Origin of the sequence: Nonomuraea turkmeniaca, assembly GCF_005889735.1 — a bacterium.
GTDB classification, from domain to species: domain Bacteria; phylum Actinomycetota; class Actinomycetes; order Streptosporangiales; family Streptosporangiaceae; genus Nonomuraea; species Nonomuraea turkmeniaca.
In genome coordinates this window covers 79032-86964 of sequence record NZ_VCKY01000012.1, presented here as the reverse complement: position 1 = coordinate 86964, position 7933 = coordinate 79032, and the positions used below count along the sequence as shown (strand labels likewise).

Below are 7933 nucleotides of genomic sequence, written 5' to 3'. Positions count from 1 at the left end.
CCGTCCAGGAGTGGAACACGTTCTCCGAGCCGGCCGGCCGGGTCGCCGGAGATGACGCGGCCGGTCGGGGAGAGCAGGATGCCGGGCCGGCCGCGCAGGGATTCGTAGCGGCGGCGCAGCCGCTCGTCGCGTTCGTGCATGCGCAGGGCGAGCTCGCTCTCGGCGAGCTTGGCCGCGGCCCCGACCAGGGCGACGGTGGCGGGGTGCAGGGTGCGGGCGGTGCCGCTGATGTCGACGCAGCCGATGACCCTGCCGGTGTCCGGATCGGTGACCGGCGCGGCGCTGCACGACCAGACGTGCAGCACCCGCATCAGGTGCTCCTCCGAGTAGACGTGCATCGGGCGGCCCGTCGCGAGCGCGGTGCCGATGCCGTTGGTGCCGACGTTGCGTTCCCCCCACTGATGGCCGTCGGCCAGGCCGATCTGGTCTGCTCGGCGCAGGACGCTGCTGCCGCCCTCGCGCCACAGCACCCGGCCGTGGGCATCTGTGACGATCATGACGTGGCCGATCTCGTCGGCCAGGCCGGCAAGTGTCTGCGAGATGAGGGGCAGTAGGGGCTGAAGGGGATGGGCCTCGCGGATGTCGTCGATGTAGTCCAGATCGAAGACCAGAGGCGCTCTTGTGTTCTCCGGGTCGATCCCCGCGGCGAGCGAGCGATGCCAGGATGCCTCGATCAGGCGGCGAGGTGCCACCGGCCAGTCCTGGTTGGTCACCGCGGCTTCGTACGCTCCGCGTAGTAGGCGGGAATACGCGTCGAGATGGGCGTAACTCATCGGTCACTCCAAGTAGTCAACTAGTAGCATCCGCCTTACCGTCAATCTTTGCAACCGGTTCTAGTGAGTGCAGAGAGTGCTTGAATGAACGCAACCTGTGTGCAACGTTGCCCTGACTAACGTGCACTCCCGACGCGTCGGCGTGGTGCGGCCGCTCCGCCGGCGTGATGGCCGGGTCTCGGACACTGGAGGGGGGGCCGGGATCCGGCCAGAACAACAGCAGGCCGCGAAGCGAAGAAACGCCGCCCCCGCCTGAGCTCAAGGCGCGAACCACCTGTCCCACGCGGCGCATCAGGCGCCGAATGGGAGGCCGGTGACGAAACATGGGGACGTCCCCAGTGCATGTCGCGGCCCAAACACCGTAGGCTCGTGGCAGTCAAGAACGCGGAGCCACGAGGAGCGCACGACGGTGAACCCAGGGGATGTCAACCTGCAGCAGCTGCTGGAGCAGGCACAGCTCATGCAGCAGCAGCTTGTGAGCGCCCAGCAGGAGCTCAACGACGCGCAGATCGAGGGCTCGTCAGGCGGCGGCCTGGTCACGGCCGTCGTCAACGGCTCGGGTGAGCTGCTCGAGCTCAAGATCGACCCGAGCGTGATCGACGCCGGCGATCCGCAGGACACCGCGGACACGATCGCCGACCTGGTGATCGCGGCCGTCCGCGATGCCGTACGCGCGGCCGCCGACCTCCAGCAGGAGAAACTCGGCCCGCTGGCTCAGGGGCTGGGTGGCGGCGGCCTCGGACAGTTGCCAGGGTTCTAGGCATGTACGAAGGGGTCGTCCAGAATCTGATCGACGAGCTCGGCCTGCTGCCCGGCGTCGGTCCCAAGAGCGCGCAGCGGATCGCGTTCCACCTGCTGGCGGCCGATCCAGCCGACGTCAAGCGGTTGGCGCACGCCTTGCTGGAAGTCAAGGAGAAGGTCCGCTTCTGCCGGGTGTGCGGGAACGTGGCCTCCGAGGAGGAGTGCCGCATCTGCCGCGATACCCGCCGCGACACGCATGTGATCTGCGTGGTCGAGGAGCCGAAGGACGTCGTGGCGATCGAGAAGACCCGCGAGTTCCGCGGCACCTACCACGTGCTCGGGGGCGCGATCAGCCCGATCGACGGCATCGGCCCCGACGATCTGCGCATTCGCGAGCTCATGACGCGCCTGGCCGACGGCCGGGTCACCGAGCTCATCCTCGCCACGGACCCCAATCTCGAGGGTGAGGCGACGGCTACCTACCTCGCCCGTCTGGTCAAGCCGATGGGCATCAAAGTGACACGACTGGCCAGCGGTCTGCCTGTTGGCGGTGACCTCGAGTACGCCGACGAGGTGACCTTGGGCCGCGCGTTCGAAGGACGGAGGCTGCTGGATGTCTGACCAGTGGAGCGCGCTGGCGGAAGAGATCTCCGTGCACGCGCAGGACTACGTGGACGGCCTGACCAGGGTGGCCGGCGGCGAGGGCGGCGACGCCATCTGGTCGTTGCTGCTGGTCGAGGTCGCGCAGGTGAGCCTGGCCGGCGCCAAGCTCGGCGCGCACCGGGACGTGATCCTCGCGGGCAACTACGAGCCGGCGATGAGCGAGGACCCGGACATCGATGGCGTGCGCACGGCGCTGGCCGAGCGGCTCGGGCCCGTCGACGACTACGCGGAGGTGTTCGACCCGTACAAGGACACCGCCGTCACGCCCTACCGGCTGTCCGACGACCTGACCGCGGTCGCCGCCGACCTGATCCACGGCCTGCGCCACTATCACGCCGGCCGGCCCCACGAGGCGCTGTGGTGGTGGCAGTACTCATACTTCAACACCTGGGGCAACCACGCGGGCGCCGCGATGCGGGCACTGCAGGCCCTAGCCGCACACTCGCGCCTCGACGTGGCGGAGGAGGCCACCACCGTCTGATGATCGTCCACATGGTGGTATGAACCATCAGGCGCATGAGAGGCCCCCAGTAGACTGGCAGCTCACAGTCCAAACCGGGAGACTCTCGTGGCGCTCGTTGTGCAAAAGTACGGTGGTTCGTCCGTCGCCGACGCGTCCTGCATCAAGCGGGTCGCGCAGCGGATCGTCGCGACGAAAAAAGCCGGCAACGACGTGGCCGTGATCGTCTCCGCCATGGGCGACACGACGGACGAGCTGCTCGACCTGGCCGAGCAGGTGTCGCCGCTGCCTCCGGGCCGCGAGCTCGACATGCTGCTGACCTCGGGCGAGCGCATCTCGATGGCGCTGCTGGCGATGGCGATCGCCAACCTCGGCCACGAGGCCCGCTCGTTCACCGGCTCGCAGGCAGGTGTGATCACCAACTCCACCCACGGCAAGGCGCGCATCATCGACGTGACGCCCAGCCGCATCCAGGAGGCGATCGACCAGGGCCACATCGCGATCGTGGCCGGGTTCCAGGGTGTCTCGCAGGACACCAAGGACATCACGACGCTCGGCCGCGGGGGATCCGACACCACGGCGGTGGCGCTGGCGGCGGCCCTCGAGGCCGACGTGTGCGAGATCTACACCGACGTGGACGGCATCTTCACCACCGACCCGCGCATCGTGCCGGCGGCCCGCAAGATCCCCAGGATCTCTTATGACGAGATGATGGAGATGGCGGCCTGCGGCTCCAAGATCCTGCATCTCCGCTGCGTGGAGTACGCGCGCCGGTTCAGCCTGCCGATCCACGTACGCAGCTCGTTCAGCACCAAGGAAGGCACCTGGGTCGTCGCCGACCCATACACCGAAGACAGCGAAGGAACCGAGATGGAGCAGCCGATCATCTCCGGCGTCGCACACGACCGGAGCGAGGCCAAGATCACTGTTGTCGGGGTCCCCGACAAGGTCGGCGAGGCTGCCTCGATCTTCAAAACGCTGGCCGACGCCGAGATCAACATTGACATGATCGTGCAGAACGTCTCGGCCGCGGCCACCGGCCGCACGGACATCTCCTTCACGCTGCCCACGGCCGACGCGCAGACGGCGCTGACGGCGCTGAAGAAGATCCAGGCCCAGATCGGTTACGAGTCGCTGCTCTTCGACGACCAGATCGGGAAGGTGTCGCTGATCGGCGCGGGCATGCGCTCGCACCCCGGCGTCACGGCGACGTTCTTCGCGGCCCTCGCCGACGCGGGGGTCAACATCGAGATGATCTCCACCTCGGAGATCCGCATCTCTGTGATCGTCGGGCAGGACGCGATCGACACGGCCGTGGCGGCCGCGCACCGCGCCTTCGATCTCGACGCCGACCAGGTCGAAGCTGTGGTGTATGGAGGTTCAGGACGATGAGCAGGCCTAATCTCGCCCTGATCGGGGCTACCGGAGCCGTAGGCTCCGTCATGCGGGACATCGTGTCGACGCGTGAGGACATCTGGGGCGAGGTCCGTCTCGTCGCCTCGCCCCGCTCGGCGGGCAAGGTGCTTCAGGTGCGCGGCGAGGACGTCGTCGTGCAGGCCCTGGCGCCCGAGGTGTTCGACGGCATCGACATCGCCATCTTCGACGTGCCGGACGAGGTGTCGGCCGTGTGGGTGCCGATCGCGGCCGAGCGCGGCGCGATCGCGATCGACAAGTCCGGCACGTTCCGGATGGAGCCCGAGGTGCCGCTGGTCGTGCCCGAGGTCAACCCGCTCGACGCGCGCAACCGGCCACGCAACATCATCTCCACGCCCAACTGCACCACGCTGTCGATGATGACGGCCATGGGCGCGCTGCACGCCGAATACGTGCTCACGGAGCTGGTCGTCGCGTCCTACCAGGCGGTGTCGGGCGCCGGCGTGGCGGGTTCGGCCCGGCTCTACGACGAGGTCGAGGCGCTGGCGGGCGACCGCACGATCGGTCAGGCGGCCGGCGACGTACGCAAGGTGCTCGCCAACAAGCTGCCCGAGGAGTCGCCGTTCCCCGCGCCGATCGCGTTCAACGTGGTGCCGTGGGCCGGCTCGCTCAAGGACGGCGGCTGGGCGTCCGAGGAGCTCAAGCTCCGCAACGAGTCGCGCAAGATCCTTGGCATCCCGGACCTGAAGGTCTCCGCGACCTGCGTACGCGTGCCGGTGGTCACGACGCACTCGCTGGCCGTGCACGCGCGCTTCGAGCGCGAGATCACGGTCGCCGACGCGCACCGGGTGCTGGAGGCGGCGCCGACGGTGGTCCTCATGGACGACCCGGCGAACGGGCTCTACCCGACGCCTCTCGACGTGGTGGGCACCGACCCGACCTACGTGGGACGCATCCGTCAGGCGATCGACTTCCCCAACACGCTCGACCTGTTCGTGTGCGGTGACAACCTGCGCAAGGGCGCGGCGCTCAACGCGGCGGAGATCGCCGAGCTGGTCGCGACCGAGCTGTAGTCCTCAGGTGGTGGGCGCCGTGCGTTTTTGTGCGGCGTCCACTGGTCCTGTCACCGGAAGAGGATGTCCCAGTGGTCGCCCTCGTCAGCGAACGTCGTGCCTGAGGCGGAGCGGTAGAGCCGGGCGCCGTCGCTGCGGACCCCCGCCTTCTCGTGGTGCTTGGTGATGTAGCGGTCGATGCAGGCGTTGGGGCTGATGTCCAGCTTGTAGCCGTTGCCGTGGCTGAAGTGGCCCGGCGCGTGGCCGTGCTCCGTGCCGCCCGTGACCAGGATGGGGCAGCGGCTCTGCTGCTTCAGCTCGATGGCGCGGATGATCGTGCCGGTCCGCACCTCGTCGAGCGACGTGCAGTGGCGCATGTGCTTGCTGGTGCAGTTGCCGGTGGACTTCGTGCGCAGGCCCGCGCTCTTCAGCCAGCCGGTCGCGGTGGAGTGGGACATCCGCACGGCCGCGTGCCTGGGCATGGCGCGGTTCAGGTTGACGCGCGCGTGCTTGCGGGCGACGTGCAGGCGGGCCACCGGCATGCGCACCACGCCGGTGCGTACGGGGCTGCGCACGGTCTTCTTCTTCGTGTGCGCCGCCGTACTGGTCTGAGAGCGCCGCTGCGGCTCCTTCTGGGCCGAGGGCGCCTCAGGGCGTTCCTGGGCCACAGAAGGCCGTTCCTGGCTCTCCTGAGCGTCCCTCATGTCCTCCATGGGCCACCACGCGAGCTCGTCGTCGTACATCGGCGGCCATTCATCGAGGGTCTGGAGACGATCCGTCGCCGTCGTGGGGCCCTGGAGCATCCAGGTCCCAGCCGTTCGCGGGGCCGTCTCGCCCGAGACCGCCCCCATCATGGCGGCGTTCCCGGGCTGCGGCGGCCCGTGGTGGTGTTCGGCCTCGTATGGGCCGCTCATCGCTGGGCTCCCTTCGGGGAGGGTGGCCGCAGAGGCGGCCGAGGCCAGCGCGATTATGGTGATCTCTATGCCGAGGAGCGCGACTACGGTCAGCCGCACTGGTCCACGTATCCACATGTCGATGCCTTTTCGCGGAAATAGCCCTTCCGCCACAAACGACAATCCCACCATTCACAGGAGATAACTCCTGCCGCGGACGCAACTTTGCCTTGTGGCGGCGATCACCGTGCGCCTTCATGACTTAACCGAGTTTCACCACGTAAAGTGACGAACGTGTCCGAAGCCCGAAACCGAGGATCGGAGAGCACCCGAGAGGTCATCGTCGAGACGGCCTTGCGACTGTTCAGGGAGCGCGGCTTCGACGCGACGACGATGCGCGCCATCGCCGCCGAGGCCGGGGTTTCCGTGGGTAACGCCTACTACTACTTCGACAGCAAGGAGGCGTTGATCCAGGCGTACTACGACCGCGCCCAGGCCGAGCACGAGGAGGCCTGCAGGGAGTTCCTGGCCACCGAGACGTCGTTCGCGGCGCGGCTGAGCGGGGTGATGTGCGAGTGGGTACGCGTCTCCGAGCCCTACCACGAGTTCGCCGTGAAGTTCTTCAAGCACGCCGCCGAGCCCACGAACCCGCTGAGCCCCTTCAGCAAGCAGTCGTCCCCGGCCCGCGAGGCCTCCATCGCCATCTACCGCCAGGTCGTGGAGGGATCGCGCGACCGCATGAACGCCGAGCTCCGCGAGGAGCTGCCCGAGTTGTTGTGGCTGATGTCCATGGGCATGGTCCTGTTCTGGGTGCATGACACCTCGCCGGGCTGCGCGCGGACGTACCGGCTGATCGAGGTCACGGTGCCGCTGGTGGACCGGCTGGTCGGGTTGTCGCATCTGCCGGGCCTGCGGGGGATCACGAAGGACTTCATCGCGGCCGTCCACGAGTTGCGGGCATAGGGGTACATACCGAGCGGTTGGTATGGTCGGCCTTAAAGATCTGGAGGCCGTGAATGACGCAGAACTGGGGCATGACGATCCCCTTCTACGACCGCTCCCTGTCGAGGTCCCAGGAACTCATCGCCGAGCTGCCGGGGCTCGGCTACACCGACGCGTGGTCGGCCGAGGTCAACGGCGCCGACGGGTTCACGCCGCTGGCCCTGGCCACCCAGTGGGCGCCGGGGATCAGGCTGGGCAGCGCCATCGTGCCCGTCTCCACACGCGGCCCCGGGCTGCTGGCCATGTCCGCGGCCACGCTGGCCGACCTGGCGCCCGGACGGTTCGTGCTGGGCATCGGCGCGTCCTCGCCGGCGATCGTCGAGCGCTGGAACGCCGGCGAGTTCACCAAGCCGTACGCGCGTACCCGTGACACCCTGCGGTTCCTGAAGAAGGCGCTGGCCGGGGAGAAGGTCTCGGAGGCGTACGAGACGTTCGAGATCAAGGGGTTCAAGCTGGAGCGCGCCCCGAAGATCCCGCCGAAGATCGTGCTGGCCGCGCTGCGCCCCCGGATGTTGCGCCTGGCCGCCGAGGAGGCCGACGGCGCGATCACGAACTGGCTCTCCCCCGAGGACGTGCGCCGGGTACGCGCCGAGATCGGCCCGGACACCGAGCTGATCGCCCGCCTGTTCGTGTGCGTGAGCGAGGACACCGACAAGGTGCGCGAGATGGCCAGATGGATGCTCGCCGGCTACCTGACCGTCCCGGTGTACGCCGCGTTCCACGACTGGCTGGGCCGGGGCGAGGTGCTGCGGCCCATGCACGAGGCGTGGGCGGCCGGCGACCGTCAGGCGGCGCTCAAGGCCATCCCCGACGACGTGGTGGACGCGCTGATCGTGCACGGCGACGCGGCCACCTGCCGGGCCAGGATCCAGCAGTACGTGGACAACGGCCTCGACACCCCTGTCCTCGCCCCCATCCCGGGCGGGGAGATCCCCATCGAGCAGGCCGTACGGGACCTCGCCCCGAAGGAGTAGC

The 7933-nt window shown here is 68.5% G+C and carries 9 protein-coding genes; 7 read left to right on the top strand and 2 right to left on the bottom strand.

The genetic code is table 11. The features are described 5' to 3' along the window. The coding region (locus ETD86_RS05685; protein WP_138665024.1) for a GAF domain-containing protein at positions 1 to 773 on the bottom strand (773 nt) is incomplete at its 3' end. Between the two features lie 409 nt (positions 774 to 1182). Here ETD86_RS05685 and ETD86_RS05680 point away from each other — a divergent pair. The 5 genes from ETD86_RS05680 to ETD86_RS05660 all read left to right on the top strand — a co-directional run bounded on the left by ETD86_RS05680 (position 1183) and on the right by ETD86_RS05660 (position 5084). Continuing rightward, complete coding sequence (locus ETD86_RS05680) at positions 1183 to 1533, top strand: YbaB/EbfC family nucleoid-associated protein (protein ID WP_127937722.1); 351 nt, start codon at positions 1183 to 1185, stop codon at positions 1531 to 1533. Between the two features lie 2 nt (positions 1534 to 1535). Further along, the gene (recR, locus tag ETD86_RS05675; protein ID WP_127937720.1) at positions 1536 to 2135 is read left to right on the top strand and encodes a recombination mediator RecR; all 600 of its coding nucleotides are present in this window, start codon (positions 1536 to 1538) and stop codon (positions 2133 to 2135) included. Further along, on the top strand, positions 2128 to 2658 hold the full coding sequence (locus ETD86_RS05670) for a DUF5063 domain-containing protein (RefSeq protein ID WP_138665023.1): 531 nt from the start codon (positions 2128 to 2130) through the stop codon (positions 2656 to 2658). The genes recR and ETD86_RS05670 overlap by 8 nt, the downstream gene beginning before the upstream one ends. 87 nt (positions 2659 to 2745) lie before the next feature. Then, the gene (locus ETD86_RS05665; protein WP_138665022.1) at positions 2746 to 4029 is read left to right on the top strand and encodes an aspartate kinase; all 1284 of its coding nucleotides are present in this window, start codon (positions 2746 to 2748) and stop codon (positions 4027 to 4029) included. Beyond that, on the top strand, positions 4026 to 5084 hold the full coding sequence (locus ETD86_RS05660) for an aspartate-semialdehyde dehydrogenase (RefSeq protein WP_138665021.1): 1059 nt from the start codon (positions 4026 to 4028) through the stop codon (positions 5082 to 5084). Before ETD86_RS05665 ends, ETD86_RS05660 begins: the two co-directional genes overlap by 4 nt. A gap of 50 nt (positions 5085 to 5134) precedes the next feature. On the opposite strand, the gene ETD86_RS05655 is transcribed toward ETD86_RS05660, so the two are convergent. Further along, positions 5135 to 5977: a hypothetical protein gene (locus ETD86_RS05655; protein WP_138665020.1), complete on the bottom strand. Its 843-nt coding sequence runs from the start codon at positions 5975 to 5977 to the stop codon at positions 5135 to 5137. A 273-nt stretch (positions 5978 to 6250) separates the two neighbouring features. Between ETD86_RS05655 and ETD86_RS05650 the strand changes: the two genes are divergently transcribed. Both ETD86_RS05650 and ETD86_RS05645 read left to right on the top strand, forming a co-directional pair. Next, positions 6251 to 6919, top strand: a complete 669-nt coding sequence (locus ETD86_RS05650) for a TetR/AcrR family transcriptional regulator (RefSeq protein WP_170222901.1) — start codon at positions 6251 to 6253, stop codon at positions 6917 to 6919. Between the two features lie 53 nt (positions 6920 to 6972). After that, positions 6973 to 7932, top strand: coding sequence for an LLM class F420-dependent oxidoreductase (locus tag ETD86_RS05645; protein ID WP_138665019.1), 960 nt, complete (start codon positions 6973 to 6975; stop codon positions 7930 to 7932). The last annotated feature ends 1 nt before the right edge of the window (position 7933 follow it).

What these genes read in the sequence shown, in the direction of transcription:
- ETD86_RS05655 (WP_138665020.1), bottom strand. Translation starts at nt 5,977, where the DNA reads ATGAGCGGCCCATACGAGGCCGAACACCACCACGGGCCGCCGCAGCCC.
- ETD86_RS05670 (WP_138665023.1), top strand. Translation starts at nt 2,128, where the DNA reads ATGTCTGACCAGTGGAGCGCGCTGGCGGAAGAGATCTCCGTGCACGCG.
- recR (WP_127937720.1), top strand. Translation starts at nt 1,536, where the DNA reads ATGTACGAAGGGGTCGTCCAGAATCTGATCGACGAGCTCGGCCTGCTG.
- ETD86_RS05660 (WP_138665021.1), top strand. Translation starts at nt 4,026, where the DNA reads ATGAGCAGGCCTAATCTCGCCCTGATCGGGGCTACCGGAGCCGTAGGC.
- ETD86_RS05645 (WP_138665019.1), top strand. Translation starts at nt 6,973, where the DNA reads ATGACGCAGAACTGGGGCATGACGATCCCCTTCTACGACCGCTCCCTG.